The 22,808-nt window shown below is 62.5% G+C and carries 20 protein-coding genes; 4 read left to right on the top strand and 16 right to left on the bottom strand.

All coding sequences use genetic code 11. The annotated features are described in order from the left end of the window. Nucleotides 1–56: 56 nt before the first annotated feature. The 4 genes from ispA to BLV18_RS18125 all read right to left on the bottom strand — a co-directional run bounded on the left by ispA (nucleotide 57) and on the right by BLV18_RS18125 (nucleotide 6,383). Nucleotides 57–944, bottom strand: a complete 888-nt coding sequence (gene ispA, locus BLV18_RS18140; protein WP_090360638.1) for a (2E,6E)-farnesyl diphosphate synthase — start codon at nucleotides 942–944, stop codon at nucleotides 57–59. Then, nucleotides 941–1,183 carry an exodeoxyribonuclease VII small subunit gene (locus BLV18_RS18135; RefSeq protein WP_090360636.1) on the bottom strand — a complete coding sequence of 81 codons (243 nt, stop codon included), beginning with the start codon at nucleotides 1,181–1,183 and terminating at the stop codon, nucleotides 941–943. Before BLV18_RS18135 ends, ispA begins: the two co-directional genes overlap by 4 nt. An 80-nt stretch (nucleotides 1,184–1,263) precedes the next feature. Beyond that, on the bottom strand, nucleotides 1,264–2,301 hold the full coding sequence (locus BLV18_RS18130; protein ID WP_167375955.1) for an NAD(P)-dependent alcohol dehydrogenase: 1,038 nt from the start codon (nucleotides 2,299–2,301) through the stop codon (nucleotides 1,264–1,266). Further along, nucleotides 2,298–6,383 (bottom strand): SDR family oxidoreductase, encoded by a 4,086-nt coding sequence (locus tag BLV18_RS18125; protein WP_167375954.1) that lies wholly within the window; start codon nucleotides 6,381–6,383, stop codon nucleotides 2,298–2,300. The genes BLV18_RS18130 and BLV18_RS18125 overlap by 4 nt, the downstream gene beginning before the upstream one ends. A gap of 249 nt (nucleotides 6,384–6,632) precedes the next feature. Here BLV18_RS18125 and BLV18_RS18120 point away from each other — a divergent pair, with 249 nt between their 5' ends. Next, the gene (locus BLV18_RS18120) at nucleotides 6,633–7,577 is read left to right on the top strand and encodes a LysR substrate-binding domain-containing protein (RefSeq protein WP_090360628.1); all 945 of its coding nucleotides are present in this window, start codon (nucleotides 6,633–6,635) and stop codon (nucleotides 7,575–7,577) included. 3 nt (nucleotides 7,578–7,580) lie between these two features. Here BLV18_RS18120 and cysC read toward each other — a convergent pair whose 3' ends face one another. Genes cysC through BLV18_RS18090 form a run of 6 tightly spaced genes read right to left on the bottom strand, consistent with a single transcriptional unit; the run spans nucleotide 7,581 to nucleotide 13,356 of the window. Further along, nucleotides 7,581–8,165 carry an adenylyl-sulfate kinase gene (cysC, locus tag BLV18_RS18115; protein WP_090360624.1) on the bottom strand — a complete coding sequence of 195 codons (585 nt, stop codon included), beginning with the start codon at nucleotides 8,163–8,165 and terminating at the stop codon, nucleotides 7,581–7,583. After that, the gene (locus BLV18_RS18110; RefSeq protein ID WP_090360621.1) at nucleotides 8,158–9,309 is read right to left on the bottom strand and encodes an aromatic ring-hydroxylating oxygenase subunit alpha; all 1,152 of its coding nucleotides are present in this window, start codon (nucleotides 9,307–9,309) and stop codon (nucleotides 8,158–8,160) included. Before BLV18_RS18110 ends, cysC begins: the two co-directional genes overlap by 8 nt. Then, complete coding sequence (locus BLV18_RS18105) at nucleotides 9,302–10,405, bottom strand: mandelate racemase/muconate lactonizing enzyme family protein (protein ID WP_090360619.1); 1,104 nt, start codon at nucleotides 10,403–10,405, stop codon at nucleotides 9,302–9,304. The genes BLV18_RS18110 and BLV18_RS18105 overlap by 8 nt, the downstream gene beginning before the upstream one ends. After that, nucleotides 10,402–11,721: an NAD(P)-dependent oxidoreductase gene (locus BLV18_RS18100; protein WP_090360617.1), complete on the bottom strand. Its 1,320-nt coding sequence runs from the start codon at nucleotides 11,719–11,721 to the stop codon at nucleotides 10,402–10,404. The genes BLV18_RS18105 and BLV18_RS18100 overlap by 4 nt, the downstream gene beginning before the upstream one ends. Before the next feature lie 19 nt (nucleotides 11,722–11,740). Beyond that, nucleotides 11,741–12,682, bottom strand: a complete 942-nt coding sequence (locus tag BLV18_RS18095; protein ID WP_090360614.1) for an isopenicillin N synthase family dioxygenase — start codon at nucleotides 12,680–12,682, stop codon at nucleotides 11,741–11,743. Then, the gene (locus BLV18_RS18090) at nucleotides 12,679–13,356 is read right to left on the bottom strand and encodes a class I SAM-dependent DNA methyltransferase (RefSeq protein WP_090360611.1); all 678 of its coding nucleotides are present in this window, start codon (nucleotides 13,354–13,356) and stop codon (nucleotides 12,679–12,681) included. The genes BLV18_RS18095 and BLV18_RS18090 overlap by 4 nt, the downstream gene beginning before the upstream one ends. A gap of 492 nt (nucleotides 13,357–13,848) precedes the next feature. Here BLV18_RS18090 and BLV18_RS18085 point away from each other — a divergent pair, with 492 nt between their 5' ends. Continuing rightward, complete coding sequence (locus BLV18_RS18085; protein WP_090360608.1) at nucleotides 13,849–14,376, top strand: glyoxalase superfamily protein; 528 nt, start codon at nucleotides 13,849–13,851, stop codon at nucleotides 14,374–14,376. A gap of 12 nt (nucleotides 14,377–14,388) precedes the next feature. Here the strand turns inward: BLV18_RS18085 and BLV18_RS18080 are convergent, their stop codons facing one another. The 4 genes from BLV18_RS18080 to BLV18_RS18065 form a co-directional block, all read right to left on the bottom strand. Then, nucleotides 14,389–15,162 (bottom strand): amino acid ABC transporter ATP-binding protein, encoded by a 774-nt coding sequence (locus BLV18_RS18080; protein WP_090360605.1) that lies wholly within the window; start codon nucleotides 15,160–15,162, stop codon nucleotides 14,389–14,391. Further along, nucleotides 15,155–15,817, bottom strand: a complete 663-nt coding sequence (locus BLV18_RS18075; RefSeq protein ID WP_090360602.1) for an amino acid ABC transporter permease — start codon at nucleotides 15,815–15,817, stop codon at nucleotides 15,155–15,157. The genes BLV18_RS18080 and BLV18_RS18075 overlap by 8 nt, the downstream gene beginning before the upstream one ends. Before the next feature lie 12 nt (nucleotides 15,818–15,829). Beyond that, nucleotides 15,830–16,471, bottom strand: coding sequence for an amino acid ABC transporter permease (locus BLV18_RS18070; RefSeq protein WP_049860819.1), 642 nt, complete (start codon nucleotides 16,469–16,471; stop codon nucleotides 15,830–15,832). Between the two features lie 186 nt (nucleotides 16,472–16,657). Then, nucleotides 16,658–17,551: a transporter substrate-binding domain-containing protein gene (locus tag BLV18_RS18065; RefSeq protein ID WP_244156889.1), complete on the bottom strand. Its 894-nt coding sequence runs from the start codon at nucleotides 17,549–17,551 to the stop codon at nucleotides 16,658–16,660. Nucleotides 17,552–17,838: 287 nt separating this feature from the next. Here BLV18_RS18065 and pdxR point away from each other — a divergent pair, with 287 nt between their 5' ends. Next, a complete protein-coding gene (pdxR, locus tag BLV18_RS18060) occupies nucleotides 17,839–19,335 on the top strand; it encodes a MocR-like pyridoxine biosynthesis transcription factor PdxR (protein ID WP_090360600.1) in 1,497 nt (498 codons plus the stop codon). Nucleotides 19,336–19,461: 126 nt separating this feature from the next. On the opposite strand, the gene BLV18_RS18055 is transcribed toward pdxR, so the two are convergent. Beyond that, nucleotides 19,462–20,784, bottom strand: a complete 1,323-nt coding sequence (locus BLV18_RS18055) for an aspartate aminotransferase family protein (RefSeq protein WP_090360598.1) — start codon at nucleotides 20,782–20,784, stop codon at nucleotides 19,462–19,464. Between the two features lie 230 nt (nucleotides 20,785–21,014). Between BLV18_RS18055 and BLV18_RS18050 the strand changes: the two genes are divergently transcribed. Continuing rightward, nucleotides 21,015–21,800 (top strand): aldolase, encoded by a 786-nt coding sequence (locus tag BLV18_RS18050; protein ID WP_090360595.1) that lies wholly within the window; start codon nucleotides 21,015–21,017, stop codon nucleotides 21,798–21,800. A 368-nt stretch (nucleotides 21,801–22,168) separates the two neighbouring features. Here BLV18_RS18050 and ppa read toward each other — a convergent pair whose 3' ends face one another. Further along, nucleotides 22,169–22,696 (bottom strand): inorganic diphosphatase, encoded by a 528-nt coding sequence (gene ppa / locus BLV18_RS18045; RefSeq protein ID WP_049860823.1) that lies wholly within the window; start codon nucleotides 22,694–22,696, stop codon nucleotides 22,169–22,171. Nucleotides 22,697–22,808 lie beyond the last annotated feature (112 nt).

The raw sequence follows: 22,808 nt of genomic DNA, 5'->3' as shown, positions 1-22,808 counted from the left end.
TGAGTTTTAAGAATGAAGCAGTTTACCTGATGCGGCGGCGGCTGCGCACGCGCTCGTCAGTTGCGTCGCGTCACAATGTAGCGTGCCAGCTCGCGCAGCGGCTCGGCTGCGGCATCGAAAGGCTGCAACGCGAGCAAGGCCTGGTCGCGCAGATCCAGGGCGTAGGCCTTGGCGGCTTCCAGACCGAGCAGGGCCGGGTAGGTCGGTTTGTTCAAGGCAATGTCGGCACCTTGGCGCTTGCCCAGGGTGGCGGTATCGCTTTCGACGTCGAGGATGTCGTCCTGCACCTGAAAGGCCAGCCCTACCGCCTGGGCGTAGGCTTGCAGCGCTTGAAGTTGCGCTGGCTCGGCGCGGGCGCTGGCCAGCGCGCCGAGGCGTACGCTGGCCTCGATCAAGGCGCCGGTCTTGTGCCGATGCATGAATTCCAGGGCGTGCCGATCAAGCTGCAGACCCACCGAGCCGAGGTCGATGGCCTGGCCGCCGACCATGCCGGCCGGGCCTGCGGCCTGGGCCAGTACCTGGACCATGCTCAGCCGGATAACATCGCTTTGCGGGCTCAGGCTCGGGTCGAGCAGGGCAGTGAAAGCCAGGCTCTGCAGGCCATCGCCGGCAAGGATCGCGCAGGCTTCGTCGAACGCCTTGTGAGTGGTCGGTTGGCCACGGCGCAGGTCGTCGTCGTCCATGGCCGGCAGGTCGTCGTGCACCAGCGAGTAGGCGTGGATCAGTTCGACCGCACAGGCCGCGCCATTGGCCTGGCTTGCGTCGCCACCCAAGGCTTCGCAGGCGGCATAGGCCAGCAGCGGACGGACCCGCTTGCCACCGTTCATGACGCTGTAGCGCATGGCTTGGTACAGCCGAGTCAGCTCGGTCGACGGAGGGATGAACAGACCTTGCAGCGCGCCATCCACGCGTTGTTGGCAGACAGCCTGGTAGGCAGCGATCATTCAGGCTGTTCCGTGTCGAAAGGTTCTTCGGTGAGCTCGCCGTCCTTTTCCAGCAGGACCTGGACTTTCTGTTCGGCCTGGGCGAGCGCGCTCTGACAGTCGCGGGTGAGGCGGATGCCGTTCTCGAAAGCGCTGAGCGAGTCTTCCAGCGAAAGCTCGCCGTTCTCCAGGCGTTCGACCAGCGTCTGCAGGTCGGCAAGGGATTGTTCGAAATCCAGGGAGGCTTTTTTGCGGGCCATGGCAGCGGTCTCGGCGAGAAGGATTGAAACCGGGCGACGTTAGCAGACAGGCGGCTGCGGGGCAAATGCGAGCACTGCGGCTACAAGGTCTGGCTCTGCACGTCGCCGACGTGCATCACGGCGCGGTAGTGCACCCGTCCTTTTCGCAGTTGCCGTATCGCATGGTTGACGTCCCCAAGGGGCCATGACTGCACCCAAGGCCGCACTTGGCGCGTTGCCGCGAAGTCCAAGGTGTCCACGATATCCTGGCGTCCGCCGACGTTGGCCGTGGTGATGCTCAAGGTCTTGTACATCATGGCTGCGATATCGAAGGTCACCGGTGGCGGCATGCCCGCGAAGCAGAGCGTTCCAAAAGGACGCAGCATATCGACGATGGCCGACCAATCGCAGGCGACAGAGCTGGTCACCAGGATGTAGTCCAAGGCATTGCGCACTTGATTGCACGCGAAGGGTTTGCTCAGGTCGACGAACCGATGGGCGCCCAGGGTCAGCGCATCGCGTTCCTTGTGCGGGCTGCTCGACAGCGCCGTGACGCGACAGCCACGCTTGGCTGCGAACTGGATGGCCAAATGACCCAGGCCACCGATTCCCACGATGCCCACCGCCATGCCGGGCCAGGTCGCACGCTTGAGCGCCGTATGCACGGTAACACCGGCGCACAGTAGAGGCGCAGCCTGCTCGCTGCTCAGTTCGTCGGGGATGGGGAAGACGAAGCGGCTGTCGCAGTACAGGTAGTCGGCCAGTCCGCCGTGTTCACCATGGGTGCAGGTGGCGACCAGGCCGGCACAGTGCTGCTCTTCGCCGCGCAGGCAGAATTCACAGGCCAGGCAGGCACTGCGGTACCAGCCGACGCCCACCCGTTGTCCCAGGTGCAGACCCGCGACGTTTTCGCCCACAGCACTGACGTGGCCAGTCACTTCATGCCCGCACACCTGTGGGTACACGCTGGCATCGCCCCAGTGGCCATCGATCAGGTGCAGATCGCTGCTGCACAATCCGCAATGCGTGACTCGGATTTCCACATCCATGGGCTTCAGGGGCGGGCTCAGGTAGCTGAAGCGGGTCAGTTCGCTTCGACATTGCACCGCTACCCAGGCGTTGACCGTACGCCGATTCATTGATCCACCTGCCCAAGGGTATGCAGCAATTGACGGGTCAGCCGGGCTGCCCATTGCGGGTTCAAGCGAATCGCCGAGGTGGGAGGGAACTCCAGGTCGTTGCGCGCTGGGGAGGCAGTCAGATCAGCGAGAATCATCGGCAGGATCAGGCGAGTCTTGACAAGGACAGGATGCTGGCGGGTGTCGTTGTCCAGGCGTTCTCGCCAGCGTTCCAGGGGCAACGGTACGAAGCTGCCGGGTGTGAGGTTGTCGGCAACCCAGCCGCAGAGTATCCGCCATGGCAGGGGACCATGCGGATGGCACAGGTTGGAGGCCCGGCTCAACGTAGGGGTGGGTACCTGGAGCGCCAGTTGCACGACGATCTGTGCGGCGACGTCGACAGGTGTCAGATTGATACTGCCTTCGAGGTCGGCCGGCCAGCACCCCAGCAATAGGCAGGTAAGCAGGATCAGGCACACATAGTCGCGTTCATTGACGCTGCTGTGATCAACCTCGAGTGGCAGGGCCAGGTCACTGCAGCGGGTGATCATGACAGGCAGGCCATGTTCACGTGCCGCGCTCAGCACGATGGCTTCGGCCACCTGCTTGCTTTCCTCGTATCCGGTGCGCGCGCTACCACCGCCCGCCAAGGTGGAAACAAGCAGCAGTGGCGCAGCGGCGTCGAGCGCCAGTTGCACGATATGGGCGGTACCTTCGACATTGCACGGTACCAGATTCGCGTAGGGCTTGACCCAGTTCACTTCGGCTCCGGCATGGACCACGCAGTCGATCGTAATTGTCAGGCTTTGGTAGACGATCGGCAAAAGGCCCAAGCGTTCGGCCGTCAGGTCGCCGCACTCGACCTGCAACTTGCCCAGCCAATCCAGGGGGGCGCCGGGTGGGACCAGACCATGATGTTGCAGATTGCCCAGGCAACGGCGGCGCGCGTCCGGCAGGTCTTTGGCGCGAACCAGGCAGACAACCTGTTCGACCTCGGGCCGGCGGGCGAGGGCGGCCAGGATGAAGGCGCCGAAAAAACCCGTGGCACCGGTCAGCAGGATGCGCTTGCGCGGTTTGCCACGGTAGTCGCCGAGCCTGTCTTCGCCACGCTCGTGGCCGGGGACGAACGCATATCGCGCGGCCTCGACCAATACCTCTCGCAAGGTCGATACCACAGGCAATCCGGCTCGGGCGCGATCGATGACCAGCGCCATGCTCTGCAGACGAGTATCGTCGAGCAGCGCGGAGAGTGAGAGCTGCACCTCGAAGGTGCGGTTGAGGTCGAGCAGCAATTCGCTCAGTTGCAGGCTGCCGCCGCGGTCAAAAAAATCATCGTCTTCGCGCAGGGTAGGAATGTCATTGCCAAGCACCTTTCGCCATACCGAAGCCACCTGTGCCTGAGTGCCGGCCAGTGGCACGTGGTCTGCTGGCAGGGGCAGTGCATCGTCCAGATGGGCGGGGGGCAACGGCTTGCGTTTCTGATTGTGGCCGGCATCCAGGTGGGATATGGCGTAGTAGGCGCTGGGGACCGCGAAGAACGGCAGATGCAGGGCGACCCAGGCGCGCAATTCGGTGGACGTCGGCATCTGCGCAGGATTGGCGGGAACCACGTAGGCCACCAACTGCCGGGCGGCGCCTTCGTGCCGGCTGCTCAGGTACGTCTGGGCTACCAGCGGGTGACTGTTCAAGATGTTCTCGACGTTCTCCGTATACACCTTGTAGCCGCGTATCTTGAAGTGGGCACTGTCGCGCCCGAGCAATTGCAGGCGGCCGTTACCCAGCCAGACTACACGATCGCCGGTGTCGAACAGTCCACCGATGGCGCGCGAAACACTGTCTGGCTGGCCAAGGTAACCGCTGAACAACCCCGGTGTGCGCAGGTGCAGATGGCCCGCTGCGCGCAAGGGGACCGCGTGCCCTTCGCGGTCAAGCACCTGTGCCTCCACCCCCTTGATCAACTGTAACGTGCCATCGTCGTGTTTGAGCGCCACATCGCCGGCTTCGTTGGAACCGTACAAGTCGATCAGATGGCAATCTGGCAGCAATGCCTGCACTGTGGCGCGCAAGGTCGCCGACAGATGCTCGCCACTGCTCCACAGCACCTGTAGACCTGCGCAGCCGGTCACGAAGGCGAAGTCCTGACGCAGCAGCCCTTGCAGCAGTGATGGTGTGATCATGATCTGCTGCAGTTGGTTGTCGGCAATGAAATCCAGCAGGCGGAGAGGATCCAGTACCACTTCGTCGGCAATGATCACGGTGGTGCAGCGGCTCAGCAGCGGGTAATACAGGTAACCGGTGAGCCACGCGTTGAGGCCTACGCGCTGCCCTGGCTGCAGGTAGCTCTGCCACAGGCTCAGCGAGTCGAGCATGGCGGGTGGCGCCATCAGTGCCACCTTGGACGGGCCACTGGTGCCCGAGGTCAGCAGGCCATACGCAATGACTGGGCGGATGACTGCCCACGGGGCGCAGTCGATTGCCGCAGGACAGGCGAACTCGGTTTCCAGCACTCGGGGTTGGGTCGTCGGTAGTTGCCTGGCCGTCTCCTGGTCGCACAGGACCAGGCAATCGCCCAGGCGCTCCAACAGTGGTTGGCAATGCTGAGCATTGTACCAGGCGGGCAGTTCCAGATAAGGGCGGCCAGCCAGCGCACAGGCGGTCATGGCCACAGCAGTATGGACATTCTTGCGTTTGAAAACGACCGCCCACGCCTCCGGCGCCAGGCGGGCCTGTAAGGTCCTGGCCAGCTGTTGGGCCTGGTCGTGCAGGCGTTGCAGGGTCAAACTGTCCTGTCCATCGCTGACCGCGATGTGTTCCGGATTGGCCGTTACAGCCGCGAGAAACGTGTCCAGCCAATCAGGCACGACGCGCTCGCTCTGGTTGTAATGGTTGAAGGTAGCCCAGTCATCGATGCTGCGTTTGCGCAAGCGCTGCAATTGCAGGGTGCAGGCCTGTGGTGCGGGTAATGGCGAGGGACCGGTCCGGCCTTTGACATCCAGCAGGTGAAAGCCGGTTTCACTCAACAGGCCGACCACACATGCCTGCGTCAGCAGCCGGTCAATGGTGTGCTGCTGCGCGGATGCATTGGCTTCGCTGACGGCCAGGAGCAATGGTTGGCCGATCAGCCCTTGCAGTCCGGGCGGGTTCGGGGCATCAGTGGCAGGGAAAGTCGACGTATCCAGAGCGTGGCAGTTCGCGTCGGTGAATTGCGCAACACTCCACAGCAGAGGGCTCAGATTTTCTTCGCCGCTGTGTAACAGTACGATGTCCACAGTAGCCGACGGCGCGTGGTACAGGCTGCGCAGCATACCGTTCGCAGCACCCGGCCGTCGCCGAGCGGCCAGCAGGGCAAAGAAACGATAAGTGGGCTGGGCACGCGCCGCACATTCATCGACCACGACCGGGTAGGTCTGCTCGGGATGGTCCACCGATGCGAAGCCGGTCGAACGCTGCGCGTCTTCATGCCAGCCCTTGAAAAACTGCCAGGCAGGTACTTCCTGCGCTTGCCAATGCAGCATGCTCGCGTTGAACGGTACGCCGAGGAAATCGCACAGGGTACTCAGACTGCCTGCGCTGTCCTGCATCAGGTCATGATCGCTGTCCAATGCCATCAGACTGCCCGGCGGGCATACCCGATGCACGCGCCAGTACAGGGTCAGCAGTTCCTGGAAGCCCGATTCGTCGGGATCGAACCAGGTATCTTCACCCTGAGTGCCAACGCGATACAGCGAGCGCATGACCGCCTGCGGTTCACGAACCAGAAATACATGCTTGAACTGCTGCAGCCACGCATCGCTGATCTGGGCAAAGTCGGAAAACCAGGCGATTTCCTTACTCAACAGCACCGATTTATCGGCCGGCAGTGGGCCATGGGCGAGCGCTTCCAAGGCCTGGCCGTAGGTAGGGATGGACTCGTGGATGCCCGTTCTGTCCCGGGTGGCGACTACGTTGCGATATTTTTCAGGCCAATGCTGGCGCAGGAACGGCTCGCTCAACCGCTCGTGAAGCACGTGCACGGCGGGGTGTTCCATCACACAGCGTTCGAGTGCTGTGGAGCGACTTCTGGAAACAGCCCAGATGATCACGCGCAATGGTCGCATCAACATGTTCGGCTCCTTGGATTGACTTCGCACAACCCAGGCTCCGGATGCGGCCATCGGGTCTATGCCTGCACAGGCTGGCATCGGTACCTTACGCAAAGACGTGGAGCCCATGACATCGCTGATGAGTACGCGCCTCGATCAGCGGCGCCCACCCCGGTGCCTGCATCCATGCCGCGGTCAGGCTTTGCATGATGCGCCAAAAGGTGACATGGTTTGAAACGACCATTTCGTCGGCCAGGGCAACTTCAGGTTATGGAAAACCTCCGCCGTAAATTACCACCGCTCTCCAGTCTGATTCCCTTTGAAGCCGCTGCTCGGCTGCAAAGCTTTTCTCGTGCGGCGCAAGAACTACACCTTACCCAGACGGCCATCAGCCGCCAGATCCGTTCGCTCGAGGACAATTTGGGTGTGCAGCTGTTCGATCGCAAAAGTCGCGGGGTCTTTCTGACCGACTCAGGCGAAAGCTTTCGCCTGACGGTCACTCAAGCGTTGTTCGACATCGCGCGTCAGTCAGAGAAGCTGCGCGAGCATCGGGCGGCGCCGTCGCAGGTGGTGCTGTCTTCCCAACTGGTGGAGGCGTTCTACTTGTTCATGCCTGCGCTGGCGAGCTTTCATCAGCAGCATCCACACATCGAGCTCAAGTTACATTCCACGCTCGTTGCCATAGGTGACGATTCGGAGCGCTTCGATGTTGCCGTGCAGACACTGGGCCGGGCCAGTGCCGATCATGTGCTGCTGTTCAGCGCGCCCGATGACATATTTCCCGTTTGCAGCCCAAGCTACTTCAAAACCATCAGCAAATGGCTGACGCTGGACAGCCTGCCTCAATGCCGCCTATTGCACTATGAAGCGATTTCCCAAGACTTCGTGGGCTGGGACCAGTGGCTGCAAAGTATCGGTGCACCGTTTCGTGTCGGCCGACAGGGCATGTCCTTCAACAGCTTTCCCGTCATGATGCAGGCGGCTGTGGAAGGCCACGGCATTGCCTTGGGGTGGGGCATGACCTCCCGGCAGATGCTCGCCGACGGCAGGCTGGTGCGCGTGCTGGACAAACGCCTGTCCATGGCCGATGCACTGGGCGTCTACAAGTGGCACGCCAACCCGCTCTCGCCGACCGCACGGCTGTTGGTGCAATGGCTACAGCAACTGTTGTTGGAGTCCAAGCCGGTTGCTGAGCGGGAGCAGATCCTGGCCTGAGATTCACGTCACCGCGTTGCGCAACGACAGGCACGCCAGCAGCGTCTGCACGCAATGGCCGCAGCTCATGCTGGCCGTGGTCAGCCGGACCTGAGGCGCCGGGGGTGCTTCGTAGGCGGCGTCGATACCGGTGAAGCCGCTCAATTCACCATTGCGTGCCTGGCGATAGAGGCCTTTGGGGTCGCGCGCTTCTGCCAGGGCCAGGGGCGTGTCGACGAACACTTCGACGAAGGCGTCGCTGCCTATGATCTGTTGCGCAAGAGCACGGTGGGCAAGACGCGGTGAGATCAGGGCGGCCAAGACGATGCAGCCCTGAAGACAAAACAGGCGAGCGACTTCGGCGGTGCGACGGACGTTCTCCAGGCGATCGAGATCGCTGAAGCCCAGATCCCGCGAAAGCCCTCGTCGCAGCTCGTCGCCGTCGAGCACCACATATGAGTACCCCAGTGAGTCGAGCTCTGCCTGCATGGCCCGGGCGATGGTGGTCTTTCCGGCGGCAGGGATGCCGGTCAGCCACAGCACGGTAGGGCGCGTGCTGAGCAGTTGCCGGGCGGGTAGCCGAAAGGTGCCATGGGGCGCTCTAGACATCGCGCGCTCCGTGGCCGACGAGTGCTGAGAGGACCCTTTTCTGGATATCGTGTACGGCATGTTCGCTGAAACCGCTGCGGGGCGTATCCACCATCAACCGACCTCCTCTGTAACCCTGGCTGTGCAAGCCTTTCTGCACACTCTCGCACAAGGGAAGGTCCTCTTCACGCACCACGGCGACAAAATCGATCACGGCCTGTTCCGCAGGGTCGGGCTGTGGGCCTTGGGTGAACCATTGCACGCGCTGCTCGCAGCGTTGCGGACCCGTGGGCACGTGGTGCAACAGGTTCATGTAGCCGCCGGGATATACCTCGATGCACAGGTTGGGCCACACGTACCAGGCTCCGAACTCGCCGCTGCGCGGCGCGTCAGTGTTCGCCGCGTAGCCCTGGCGCTCACCTTGATCGCCGCTCAGATGGGCATGAAAGCCCGGATGCAGGTCGATACGGTAGCTGCTCAGGTCCAGCGTCTGTTGCGACAGGCTGGGATGGCACCCTGGGCAGTGATAGCACTCCGAATAGTTTTCCACAGAGACCTTCCAGTTCGCCTGCAGCGCATAGGTATGGCTGTAGCTGTGGTAGAGCGATTCGGGGGCAGGCGAGAAGCTGCGCAATTGCGCTTCGAGCCCGACGAGCTGAGTGGCAAGAGGCGCAGCGTCGGGGTCCAGGTTGATGAAGACCAAACCGCACATGACCTCCAGGCGCACGCTGGCAAGATGGGCACGCTCAGGCTCGAATCCTGCCACATCGCCGCTGTGCCGGGCGCTCAGCAAACCGCCCGCGTAATCGTAACGCCACGCGTGGTAAGGGCAAGTGATTGCGCCACGCAAGTGCCCGCAGCCTTCGAGCAGACGATGGGCACGGTGCTGACAGACGTTGTGGAACGCTCGCAGTTGGCCGTCCTGGCCGTGCAGCACCAGCACGCTCTGCTCGCCGATGTCGCAGACCTGATAGGCGCCTTTGATCGCCAACGTCGAGGTATGGCAGGCGTACTGCCAGGTGCGCTGGAAGATGTGTTGCAACTCCAGCGCATAGCGACGGGGGTCAAAGTAGAAAGCCCCCGGCAGGTTGTACGCACGTTCCGCATCGAGGTGAAAGTCGCCCGTATCGAGGATCAGGCAATCGCTATTACCTTGCTCACTCATGAATGGCCACCGCTTCACTCAATGCGGCCTGGCACAGGGTCAGGCCTAGGCCGGGGGTGTCGTCCAAGCGGGCGATACCGCGGGTTACGTGGATGCCTCCCAAAGCTGTGACAACGCTGTGATGGCGACAGGCATTCCAACTGGCGCGCAGGTATTGGTGGGGCGTGGCCATCGCCAGGTGCATGGCTGCGGTATCAGCGATCTGGCTGCCGCCGACGTCTTCGATGTTCATCTGAATACCTTGCTCGATGCAGTAGTCGCGCAAATGTCGGGCCTTGGTCAGGCCGCCGACCCGAGCGATCTTCAAGCCGATGACCTGAGCGGTATTCAATGCACAGGCTCGATATAGATCGTTGGCACCGTGAATGCATTCGTCCAGAATCAGCGGCTGGCGCGTCAGGTTGCGCACATGCTGACACTGTTCGAGCGTTTCGCAGGGCTGTTCGAAGTGAACCTCGTAGTCTTTCACGGCGTTCATCACGGCCACCGCCTGGGCCGGCAGCCAGGCGCGATTGGCATCGAAGGTCAAGTGGTCACCGCGCACGCGCTCGGCCAACAGGTTCTGGATCCGCGACAGGTCAGCCGATACGCCCGAGCCGATCTTGCACGAATGGGTCCGGTAGCCGTCGGCATGCGCCTGATGCATGTCGGCGACCATCTGCCGGGGTGTTGCCGTGGGGATGCTGCTTTGCAAGGTCAGCTCGGTGTTCATGCGCCCGCCGAGCAGTGCGTGCACCGGCAGGTTGCAATAGCGCCCGAGAATATCCCAGCAGGCCATGTCGACGGCGGTCTTGACATAGGGGTGGCCTGGCAGTGCCCGGTCCATGACCTGGTTGATCGCATTCAGGTTCAACGGGTTGCAGCCCAAGAGGTGGGGTGCCAGTTCGGCCAGTCCGGCACGCACGCCGAGGGCGAACGCGGGCAGGTAGGAAGCGCCCCACGGGCAGCTTTCACCGATCCCGAACAGCCCTTGGTCGGTCTCGACCACCACAATGGTGCTGTCCAGAGCGCTGTAATGCAGGCGTCCGCCGGATAGCGCGTAGGGCTTGTCCAGCGGTAGATCCACTTGGTAGATGCGCAGGCGGGTGATTTTCATGACGCCTGCCTCACAGACGAGGAGTCGAGCACGCGGTCGAAGTCCAGGGCCCGCAAGATGGGCAGGTGCAATGACGCCATCATGCCTGGCAAATCATGCAGCAGCGCTGGATGAGGCGCGTAGCTGTCAGAATGGTCATCCACCCAGCTGGCACCACAGCTGCGGCTCACCACCTGCTCGAGCAACGACGGCTCCAAGCCCATGGCGCCCCCCAGTTGCAATGCTTCCTGCAGGATGGTGTGGTTGGTCCAGGCCATGACTTCCAGTAGGCACTGGGCGTAGTGGCCGCATGCGGGATGGGTGAGCGTATAGCCAAAGTGCTCCGGCAGGCTGGGCTTGCGTCGGCCGCGTGCGTCGATCACGAAAGTGTCGGGATGGCGATAGGTTCGGTCGGCGCCATAAGGCGAGGGTGCGGTGAAACCGTCGATCAACAGGCGTCGCTGGTTTTCGGCTTCCATCAATGCCACCACCTTGAGGTGATTGGCATGCGCCGGGTAACGACTGCCGGCCTGGCGATAGCGTGCCTCGATCAGCCGCGCCAGCGGCAGGGCAACGCCCAACTCATCGGCCAGAGCCACCGTCAGGGCCATGTCCTTGACGGTGATTTCCAGTGTGCAGGAGTGATCGTAGCTACCGTCGAGAAGCATTGGCGTGACCTGGTCGACAACGAAGCAGTTGGCTCGTGAATCCTTCGCCACGTTCCACAGCCAACGCAGGTCCAGGCCCTGATGCTGCGCCACCAGCAACAACTCGGCCCACGTCAGCGTCGCGCAGTAGAACAACAGGTTGGTCAGCAGCTTGACTGACTGGCCCTGGCCAATGGCACCGACATGGAACCGGTATTGCCCCATCGCAGCCAGCGCCGGCAGGGCGATGTCGTAGGCGTCTTTCGCGCCACCGACATAGAAGCAGACGTTGTTGAAGTCCACGCCCATGTGCGAGAGGTTGCTGACGGGGGCCTCCAGGCTCATGACGCCTCGCTGCCGGGCTAGCCGAGCGATATCCAAGGTGTTGTGGTAATCGGTGGTCGAGGTGTCGATCCATACCGCGCCGTTGGCCAGGGCAGCGAGTGCGCCATTGTTGCCGATCATGGTTTCGCGTACATGGCTGGGCAGTGGCAGGCAGGTGATCAGGATAGCGTTGTCCATGGCCGCTGCCGCAGGGGTCGATGCCCACTGCGCGCCTTGACCGCAAACCCAGCGTTCGCAGCTGGGATCATGATCGTGGACAGTCACGATGAAGCCTTTTTTCAGCAGTGCAGTCACGAACGGGCGCCCCATGTTGCCGGCACCGATAAAGCCAATGGAAAGGGTCATCGAGCGATTCCTTGAATGTTCAAACCAGTTGGCGGGCCCTTCCAGCGCCCTGTTTGCGTACCCAGATCGAGTCGAAGTTGTCCAGCATGACTTCGGCCGTGGAAAAGCTTGGCCCGTCGTCGATGGGCGTGATGATCGCGTCGATGTCCGGGTAGATGAAAAAGGCCAGAGACACCCGAGCGCTGGGCTGACGATGCAGGACTTGATGAGCGGTGCTGACCAGGCGTCCATGGGTCCAGCGTTGCAGCAGATCACCCAGATTGACCAGCACGGCGCCTTCCAGGCACGGCACGTCGCACCACTGGCCGCGGGTATGGACGCGCAGTGACGGCTGCGGCAGGGGTTGCTGGATCAGCACGGTAAGAAAGCCGTTATCGGTGTGCTTGCCGGCCGTTCCCGACCTGGCCGGGTAATACGAGGCGCGCTGGATCAGGGTTGGCCGGCGAAAATGTGCATCGAAGGCGTGCGCAGGCAGGGTCAGCGCGGTGGCGATCGCACGGCGCAGGTTCGGGAACAGGTGTTCCATGACCTCGGCCTGCAAGGCATAGGCGCTGGCGTTGAGGCCAGGAGCCACATGCTCGTCAGGCAGTACGCTGGGACCACTGAAGGGCGCGCATCCGGGCCGGTCGATGCCCCAGTCCAGATGCTGCTTGTTGTCCGGGCCGGCATCCGGGTGCAGGGTTTCGCCGTATGCGCCGACGTAGCCGCGTGCAGTGGGCGGGTAGCCGGGCTGCCGATCATGACCGAAACGCTGCTTGACCGACTCGGGTAGCGCGAAAAAGGCCTGGGCGGCGTTCAGGTATCGCTCGATCAGCACGGCCGAGAGGCCATGTTCGACCAGATAGAAAAAGCCGTCGTGCACACATGCATCGTGCAGCTGGGCTAGAGCCTGTGGTTCGCATGCGGCCAGTTGCGCAAGGGAAATGACCGGAAGTACCGGTGTGTCATGAGCGCCGTTCATGCGACGTGCAAGGCCAGGTAGTGGGCTTTGGCGTTCTGCAGGTAGCGAGCCGACATCTGCCTCTGCAGTACGCTCACGCCCTGCTCGTCCTTGAGTGCCTGCAGCAGTGGCTCGAAGCCGGCGGTGTCGTAATAGGCCTCGCGAATGCTCACTACCACCACGCCACCCGATTGCGTCATGCCGATCAGGCCACGCAGCGCGGAGGCCGGCAGATGCCCAGGAATGAAGGCACCACAGCACACCACCGCATCGAAGCGCCGGAGCATATCGGGCGGCAGCGGTTGGGTCAGATCTATCTGGCTGTACAGATGCTGATAGGCCTGGGTAGCTTGGGCCTGGTCGATCATGGGTTTGGACAGGTCACACCCGCTGATCTGGCGATAGCCGCGTTCATGCAGCGTGCGCCCGACCAGGCCGGTACCGCAGCAGGCATCGAGAACACTGCTGACGTGGCGGACAGCGGGGCACTGCGCCACGGCGTCGAGCAGATCGACCACCATGGTTGGGCCGCAATAGGCTTCGGCTTCGACATCGGCATCGTAGTGACGAGCCCAGTGATCGTAGTAACGCTCCAGATGGTGAGTGCTGTGGTGCGACAGCGCATCGGCAATCGAACGGGTGCTCGAAGTCTGCGGCGCAGGGGCCGAAGGTATGACGGTGGTGGCTGCATCCATGATTCGAATCTCGAAGAAAAACTGTTGGGCGGGTTGGCTGTCGTAAGAGTTAGCAGCGCCGTCAGACAGGGTCAATCGGGCTGAAATGGCCTTGATTCGAAAGAAAATTTACAGCCGCACACGGGGCTCTTGGGCTGGCACGGTGTTGCATGCGCGTCGCTTACGGCAGCGTACCGCCGCCGCCCGGCAACACGCCCTGTCGGGACTGTAAAAGCCTGTACGACGCACAATCACGCGCAATCGCTAAGGCCCGATCCATGATTTTTTCGCCGGGCACGCCGTCAATTTAATCGTGGCTCACAGAGCAGAATTCACGGCACGTTTCGGGATGACCACCGTCCTTTTTTGCGCTAGGCTCTGCGACGGTCCATGCTGCCCGCCGCTCGCTCCGCAAGGAAAGGTGAAAGCATCTTCGAGCACCGCCCTCATACCTCTCTTGATCGTCGAGGTCTGGCAACGCGAGCACCAGCATGCATCGACTCGGGAGTTGTCATGTTTTCAATCGAGCAAGCCAAGCAGATGGCCAGGACGTTGCGCGTCGGGCTGCAGGCGCAGGGTCATGAAGTGTCCCATTCCAGCGCTTTGGAAATGGTCGCCCGGCAACTGGGGCACAAGGACTGGAACACCGCATCAGCCAGCCTGGCGCCGATCGCTTCTTCGACCATCGGCTTCGACCGGGCCATCCCCATCCTGCGGATTTTCGACGAAGCCAAGGCCCGCGAGTTCTACTTGGATTTTCTGGGCTTCGAGGTCGAGTTCGAGCATCGTTTCGAAGCTGATTTGCCGTTGTACCTGGGCGTGGCACGAGGGAGTCTGCACCTGCATCTATCCGAACATCATGGCGATAGCTCGCCAGGCTCGACCGTGTTCGTGCCGATGCAGGGTGTGGAAGCGTTGCGCGACGAACTGCTGGCCAAGCGTTATGGCTATGGGCGTCCGCAGATCGTCGATCAGGGGTGGGGAAGGGTATTGGAAGTGTATGACCCGTTCGGCAACCGGATTCGCTTCTGCGAAGGGTGACAGCGGCCTGATCTAGGCCGTGATTTCGAGAAACTTGCGCACCCGTTCGGTATCAGGGTTGCTGAAGAACTTCGACGGTGGGGCTTTTTCGATGATCCGGCCCTTGTCCAGAAACACCACTTGATCGGACACGGCGCGGGCGAACTCCATTTCGTGGGTGACCACGATCATGGTGTAGCCCTCGCTGGACAGGTTCTTCATCACCTGCAACACCTCGCCGACCCGCTCGGGATCGAGTGCCGAAGTGGGCTCGTCGAACAGGATCACCTCCGGGCTCATGGCCAGCGCTCGGGCAATGGCCACCCGTTGCTTCTGGCCACCGGAAAGCGTGTAGGGGTAGGCCTCGTGCTTGTCGGCCAGGCCGACCTTTTCCAGCAGTTCCACGGCGATGGCACGCGCTTGGTCCTTAGGCATGCGCTTGACGTAGATCGGTGACTCCATGACGTTCTGGATCACGCTCAGGTGCGGCCACAGGTTGAAGCCCTGAAACACCATGCCGGTGCGGGCGCGCAGCGTGGCCAGCTCTTTGCTGGTCATCTTGCGGCGGGTCTGCTCATTGATGCCGATGCGCTGGCCAGCGATGTGGATGCTGCCTCGATCCGGCTCCTCCAGCCAGTTGATGCAGCGCAGCATGGTCGACTTGCCGGAGCCCGAGGAGCCCAGCACGCTGACCACTTCGCCCTTGTTCACCACCAGATCGATGTCGCGCAACACCTCGACGCCGTCGAAACTCTTGGAAAGCTTGCGGATACTGACCGCCGGGATGGCGATGCTGGGTTCAGACATGGTCGAATCCTCTTCTGGCGCCGAAACGGCCGGCGCGCTTGAGCGCCAGCTCCAGGCAGATGCTGATCAGCCAATACATCACGATCACCACCACGAACGCCTGGGTCGGGATGAAATAGGTGGACTGCACCGAGTTGGCGGCGGCAGTGAGTTCCTGCACGGTGATGATGGTCAGAAAGGCGGTGTCCTTCAGTGCAATGATCAACTGGTTGCCTAGCAGGGGACGGGTCTTGATCAGCAGTTGCGGCAGGGTGATGCGCAGGTACAGACGTAGCGGGGTGAAACCGTGCGCTTTGGCGGCTTCGATGTAACCTTCGGGCAATACCAGGCGGCTGCCGCGCAGGATCTCGGCGAAATAGGCTGCATGGTAGATCACCAGGGCCAGCAGGCCGGCGGTCCAGGCGCTCATGCGCAGACCCAGTTCCGGCAGGCCGTAGTAGAGCAGGTAGGCGAGAATCAGGAACGGCAGGGTGCGCATCAGGTTGATCCAACCGCGCACGACTATGGACAGCCGGTTGCGCTCCTCGAGCAGGAACACCCAGGCGCAGCCCAGTACGAAGGCGCAGATGATCGATAGCACGAACAGCCCCAGAGTGGCCAGCAGGCCATCCAGGAACAGCGCCCGTGCCTCCCACAGAATGGTCCATTCAGTCATGTCGATGATTCCTCACATGGCCAGCCGATTGGCTTTTCGTTCCGCCAGCCCTTGCAGCTTGAGCAGTACGCCGATGATCAGCATGTACAGCACGGCGGCGGCGAGGATGGGCGGCAGCGGATCGTAGGTCACCGCCGAGATGCGGTTGGTGACGCGGGTCAGGTCGACGATGCCGATCACGGCCACGGCCGGGCTGCCCTTGATCAGAAACGACATCTCGTTGACCAGGCCGGGCAGGCTGGTGGTGATCATTTGCGGCAACATGATGCGGCGAAAGAACACCCCACCGGTCATGCCGCAGGCCAGCGCGGCCTCGCGCTGGTCGCGGGAGAAACTGAGGAAGGCGGCGCGCCAGATTTCCGCGTTGAATGCGGCGGTGTTCAGGGTCATGGCGACGATGGCGGCCGTATTGCGATTCATGTTGATGCCGAACACCGGCGCCGAGAGGAACAGGAACAGCACCAGGGTCACCAGCGGTGTGGCCCTGGCCAGGCTGATATAGAGCACCAGCAATTGCTCGACGAACGGGACCTTGGCCAGGCGGATCAGGGCGATGACCAGGCCCAGGACGACACCGATGCCGATGGCGATGCCGCACAGCCACAGGGTGGTCCAGGCGCCTTCGAGCAAGAGTAGCCAGGCGTGTGTGTTCATGGCAGGCATCCTTGGCTGGGGTTTTTGCGTTGTATGTTCCGGCCTCTTCGCGGGCAGATGGCTCGCCGCCCGCCCCGCTCCCACAGGGATGAGTGATAAGCCGCGTAGACCTTGTGGGAGCGGGGCGGGCGGCGAGCCATCTGCCCGCGGAGAGGCCAGACCGACACAACCCGATCATTCAGGCGATCACTTCATCCCCGCCAACGTGTGGAACTGCTCGACGTTGGTGATCGGCTCCTTGGGCATGTCGGGGAAGGCTTCGCCGAACCACTTGGTCTGCAACGCGGCCAGACGCCCGTTGGCGCGGATCTGATCCATGAAGCCGCTGAGGAACGTGAGCAGCTCCGGGCTGTTCTTCGGCACGGGCCAGGCGGCGAAGCCGGCGCCCGACACGGCAATGCCCTTGGCGAAGGTGTCGCCACGGGTCTTGACCAGGTCGTTCACCGAGATCAGCGCGTTCACGGCGTAGTCCAGGCGACCGTTGGCCAAGTCGGCGTAGATTTCCGGGTACGACGGATACTCCACCACCTTGCCCATCTCGCAACCCTTGTCCTTCATCATTTTCTTGAGTTCGGGCAGGCGTGCCAGCAGTGCGCTGCCGGCCTGCACGCCGACGGTCTTGCCGCACAGGCTGGCGATATCGCTGAGGCGCTTGTCATCGGCACGCTTGACGTAGAAGTGTTGGGCGGACGCGAAAGGCGGGGCGAAGTTGAACACACGCAGACGCTCATCGGTGACCAGGGCGCCGGTGAAGGCCACGTCGTACTGGCCGGAAGAAACTGACGCCAGCAGCCCGGTCCAGGGCAGGATGTCCTGCTTGACGTCGATGTTCTGGGTTTTGGCGTAGGCCTTGAGGTCCTCCAGCAGCTCCTTGTGAAAGCCTTCGGGTTTGCCATCGACGATGTAGTTGAACGGTGCGTAGTCATCCTCGGTGGCGACACTCAGGAAACCTTTGCTCTTCACCTCGGCCAGGTCGGCATGGGCGCCGAACGAGGTCGAGAGTACCAGCGTGGCCAGGCTCAACGTGCGCAGCAGGCCCAGGGATGTGCCGGTCATCGAACGCTTGCGGGGTTGCTTCATGGATGCTGCTCCCGAGGGTTGAAATAGGCCTGATCGTTTCGCTGAACGAAGGCGTTCAGTGGCATGGCCCCAACCTTAGTGAGGCGTCTGCGCACAGCGATAGGGGCAGTTGGGCGCATTCGACTGGCCAGTTGCGTGCGCAAAAAAGCATGGCGCGCTATTTGCAAAGTCCATCGATCGGCACGGGTGCCAACAGGTTGGCTCGCCCTGGAAACCGGGCGGGTCCAGGACAGGTGAAAGCGCTTCGACGCGGATCAATCCGCGGCGGGCCATCGCGGAGCGAGAGCATGATCGATCACGTGTTTTACCTGGATTTCGACCAGCAGCGCGGCTTGCAGGAGCAACTGCGCGAGTCTCTGGTGTCGGCGATTCTGGGCGGAGGGTTTCCACCCGATGAGCCCTTGCCGTCGTGCCGCAAGCTGTCCCAGCAACTGAGCATTTCGCGCAATACCGTGGCACTGGTGTACGAGAGCCTGCTGGATAACGGCTATCTGGTGAGTCGTCCCCGCAGTGGTTACTACCTGCATGCCGACTACTGCGGCGGCGATGCGCGCAACGCCTGGCCGTCGTTCAGCCGTCACCGTCCGGTCGGCTACAGCGATACCTGCGATGCGGAGCGCGCTCCGGATTGGGCCGGGCGCCTGAAGATGCTCCCCAGTTTGAAGCACGGCGTCTTGCGGCCGGGTGACTGGAGTGGCTTCAGCTACCCGTTCATCTACGGGCAGCCCATACGGGACTTGTTCCCGTTGGAACGCTGGCGTGAAGTGTCGCGCAATACCCTGCGCAGCGAACGCGATCAAGGCTGGTTGTGCGATCGTTTCGACCGCGACGATCAGATGCTCATCGAACAGCTGCGCACCCGCGTGCTGCCCAAGCGGGGCATCTGGGCCAGCTCTGACGAAATCCTCCTGACCCTGGGCTCGCAGAACGCACTGTACCTGCTGGCCACACTGCTGATGACGCATGGCGTCAAGGTGGCCATCGAGAACCCCGGTTTTCGCGACGCCCTGAGCATCTTCGAATTGCAAGGTGCGCACGTGCACAAGCAGGACATCGACGCTCAAGGACTGGTGGTGGACGCTCGCCTGGACGACTGCGACTACCTCTATGTGACGCCGGGCCATCAGGTGCCCACCGGCATCGCCATGAGTGCCGCACGACGGACCCGCCTACTGCAGCATATTCGCCAGCACGACCAGATCCTCATCGAGGACGACTACGACGCCGAGCTCAACCTGGACCATCATCCGCAGCCCGCGCTCAAGGCCAGCGACAGCAGTGGGCGGGTGATCTACCTGAGCAGCTTGTCGAAAGCATTTTCACCAGGGCTGCGCCTGGGTTACATGGTGGCCGATGCCGAACTGATCAGCGAGCTGCGGGCCCTGCGCCGCTTGATGTACCGGCACCCGCCGTTGAACAACCAACGCATGCTGGCCGAGTTTCTCGCTCAAGGTCACTACGATGCGCACCTGCGCCGCTTTCGCGAGGAACATGGGCGGCGACGGGCCTCGATGCAGGACGCTGTGAGCCGATGTCTGAGCAGTTGCCAGCATCTGGGCAGCGACAGTTCCAGCGCGTTCTGGCTCAAGACGCCGGCCGGCGTGGATACCCAGAAACTGGCGTGGGCAGCGGCGCAGAAGAGCATTCTGATCGAATCCGGAGCGCAGTTCTTCTTCAACCCCGCACCGCCCGGGAATTTCATGCGGCTGGGTTTTCATGCCATCGATGCCGACAAGATCCGGCCAGGAATAGAGCAGTTGGCCGGTGTGCTGGAGGGGGTGTGAGGGGCTTGAGTCTTGTGGTGCTTGTGCTGGCCTCTTCGCGGGCAGAGCCCGCTCCCACATAAAATCCGGTCCATTGTGGGAGCGGGGAGGGCGGCGAGCTCTCTGCCCGCGAAGAGGCCAGCCCATTCACCGCGAATACCTGCCTGAAAACTCACTGATCACCTCATCGAAAATCCCCAGCGCTTCCTCCACCTGGGCGGCATTGACGATGCATGGCGGCACCACGTGCAAGCGGTTCTCGACGATGAAGGTCAGCAATCCGCGCGCCTGAAACGCCGCCTTCATCTGGCCCATCACCGGAGCGGCCAGCGGCGTCTTGAGTGTTCTGTCGCTGATGAACTCCAGTGCCCAGAACAGGCCGATCCCGCGGGCCTCGCCGATCAACGGGTACTTCGCTGCCAGCGCCCGCAAACCGGGCCCCAGCACTTCATGGCCGATCTGCCGGGCGTTGTCGACGATGCCTTCCTCGGCCATCACGTCCAGCGTCGCCACGATGGCCGCCATGGCCAGCGGATGCCCGGAATAGGTCAGGCCGCCGGGGAAGAAATGGTCATCGAAATACTCGGCAATGGGTTTGGAAATCATCACCCCACCGGCGGGCACGTAGCCGGAGTTGACCCCTTTGGCGAAGCAGATCAGGTCCGGCACGATGTCGAAATGGTCCAGTGCCAGCCAGCTGCCGGTGCGCCCGAAACCGGCCATCACTTCATCGAGAATCACCAGAATGCCGTACTCGTCGGCCAGCGCGCGCACGCCGGCCAGGTAGCCCTTGGGCGGCACCAGGATGCCGGCCGTGCCGGGTACGCTTTCCAGCAGGATGGCCGCAATGGCAGCCGGGCCTTCGCATTCGATGACCCGGCGCAGGTGCTGCAGCGCGCGTTCACATTCTTCCTGCTCGTTGGTGGCATGAAACTCGGTGCGAAACAGGTACGGATTGAAGAAATGCACATGGCCGCGGGCGAATTCATTGGGCACTCGCCGTGGATCACCCGTGGCGACGATGGCCGCGCCGGTGCTGCCATGGTAGGAGCGGTAGGCGGAAAGAATCTTGTCGCGCCCGGTGAACAGCCGCGCCATGCGCATGGCGTTCTCGTTGGCGTCCGCGCCGGCATTGGTGAAGAACACTTTGCTGAAGTGGCTCGGTGCCCGCGCCAGGATGCGCTTGGCCGCCTCGCCGCGCATCAGGTTGGCCGTGGCTGGAGCCACCGTGACCAGGCTGCTGGCCTGCTCGACGATGGCCGCGATCACTTTCGGATGCTGATGGCCAATGTTGGTGTTGACCAACTGGCTGCTGAAGTCCAGATACTGACGTCCCTCGTAGTCCCACAGCGTGCAGCCCTGGCCGCCGGCGATCACCAGCGGGTTCAGCGCGCCCTGGGTCGACCAGGAATGGAACACGAATTCGCGGTCCAGGGCGTACACGTAGTCGTTGGAAACGGGCGTGCTCATGGGCTACCTCTGCAGGATCGTAGTCAGCCAAGGCTGGTGGCGGGGCCGTGATCGCACGGCGGTGGCCCACGATAGGAACAAACACGGCCGCGCCCGTAGGGCCAGATGGGCTGAAACAGTGGGTCAGGCCGTTCGACTGGCCCAGGCAAACCGCGTAACTGTCCCTTGGCCCGCGGCTGGTTTTGGTTACGCTTGGCAGTCTCTCTCCAGCTTTTTCAGGACCCGTGACCATGGCTCACAGTTTCGATATCCACCCCGCTGTCAGCCCTATGACGCGTACAGCCAGTCTCGACAGCCCCGAGATCCTTCAGGCGCGCATCGACCTGGCGGCCTGTTTTCGCATGGCGGCGAAACTGGGTATGGCCGAGGGGATCTGCAACCACTTTTCCTTTGTGCTGCCCGGCCATCCGCAGTTGTTTCTGGTGAACCCGTTCGGTCTGGCGTTCGCCGAAGTCACCGCGTCCTCGTTGCTGATCTGCGATTTTCAGGGGCGCGTCCTGGCCGGTGAAGGCAAGCCGGAGGCGACGGCGTTTTTCATCCACGCCCAACTGCATCGCCTCAACCCGCGTGCCACCGCCGCGTTCCACACCCATATGCCCAACGCCACGGCGCTGTGCATGCTCGAAGGCGACCCCTTCGTGTGGGCCGGGCAAACAGCGTTGAAGTTCTATGAGCGGATGGTGGTGGACGAGCACTACAACGGCCTGGCCCTGGACGATGCCGAGGGCGAGCGCATCTCGCGCGCGGCCGGTGAGGCGGATATCGTCATGCTCAAGAATCACGGCCCGCTGGTGCTCGGCCCCAGCATCGCCGAAGCGTGGGATGACCTGTACTACCTGGAGCGGGCCGCCGAAGTGCAACTCAAGGCCATGGCCAGCGGCCGCCCGCTCAAGCCTGTGCCCCACGCCATCGCCAGCGCCGCGTGCCGGCAGATGCTGGTCGGCAACGCCGAGAGCGCGCGTCTGCACCTGGAGAGTGTCAAGCGCAGTCTGACGGGCAGCGGCTACGACCTGTAGATGCAGCCAGTTAGCATGAAGCGGCTGGATTCGATGGCGACCCGAAGGACGCTTTCGCGGCCGATGACCGCTCCTACAGGAGTGTACGGTGTTTCGTAGGAGCGGTGTGTGGCCGCGAAACAGGCGCTGCGCAGTTTCTTGCAGGCATTAAAAAGCCGGCTTATGGCCGGCTTCTCGTCGACGATCTTGCCTTACTTTTGGTAAGCCGCAACCGCCTGCAAACTGTTGACCAGCCTGAGCTGGTGAGGGCCAAAGAATACGCACGGGCGGGTGGCTGTGCAAATCTCTTTTTCCCCTCAAGGCCAAATGCCTTTGCTGCGCCCATGAAAAACCCCGGCCTGGGCCGGGGTTTTCGGTACAGCGACGGATTAGCCTTTGTACGCGGCGACCGACTTGGTGATTTCGGCGCGGGCGGCGTCTGCGTCGCCCCAGCCTTCGATCTTCACCCATTTGCCTTTTTCGAGATCCTTGTAGTTCTCGAAGAAGTGCTTGATCTGTTCCAGCAGCAGCGGCGGCAGATCAGTGTATTCCTTGACGTCCACATACAGCTGCGACAGCTTGTCGTGCGGTACGGCGATGACCTTGGCGTCGCCGCCGCCGTCGTCGGTCATGTGCAGGATGCCGACCGGACGGGCGCGGATGACCGAGCCTGGTGCAACCGGGTAAGGGGTGACGACCAGCACGTCGAGGGGGTCGCCGTCATCGGCCAGGGTGTTGGGGATGAAACCGTAGTTGGCCGGGTAGAACATCGGCGTGGCCATGAAACGATCGACGAACAGGGTGTCGCTGTCCTTGTCGATTTCGTATTTGATCGGCGCGTGGTTGGCCGGAATCTCGATGGCGACGTAGATGTCGTTCGGCAGGTCTTTGCCAGCCGGAATCTTGCTGTAGCTCATTGGGCGTTGCCCCCGTGGTTTGGGCCAGTCTGAAGGCCGTGCAGGCCGAAAATGTGGGCGCGATTATAGGCACATTGTAGGAGCGCATGCCACACGCGCCACGGTCCGGCCC

Origin of the sequence: Pseudomonas coleopterorum (assembly GCF_900105555.1) — a bacterium.
Classification (GTDB): domain Bacteria; phylum Pseudomonadota; class Gammaproteobacteria; order Pseudomonadales; family Pseudomonadaceae; genus Aquipseudomonas; species Aquipseudomonas coleopterorum.
This window is presented reverse-complemented; position numbering and strand designations above follow the sequence as displayed.